Source organism: Paraburkholderia sp. SIMBA_030, assembly GCF_046535245.1.
Taxonomy (GTDB): Bacteria; Pseudomonadota; Gammaproteobacteria; order Burkholderiales; family Burkholderiaceae; genus Paraburkholderia.
This window is the reverse complement of record NZ_JAWRXB010001670.1, coordinates 1-235: the sequence shown is the minus strand read 5'-3', so window position 1 is coordinate 235 and position 235 is coordinate 1. Positions and strand designations below refer to the sequence as shown.

Sequence of the window (235 nt, the reverse complement as noted above, 5' to 3'; positions counted from 1 at the left end):
CACCGAGTAGCCGCGCATTGGACGAATTCGCGTCACGTGGCCTTCCGGGGCGATCGCGCTCGGAGCGACGGGCGCTTGCCCGTTATGGTAGACCGGGTCGGACACGCGACCGACGTGCCACAGTTGCGACACAATCAGGCCGCCTTCAGCGTGAACCGCCGAGGTGACTTTCTTCCATCCTTCGACCTGCTTCTCGCTCCAGATACCCGGTGTGTTCGGATAGCCGACGCCCTGC

General features: G+C 64.3%; 1 pseudogene. It reads right to left on the bottom strand.

The features are described 5' to 3' along the window. Nucleotides 1-235 (bottom strand): annotated as a pseudogene (locus tag SB772_RS45695) (alkene reductase); the annotation flags it as partial.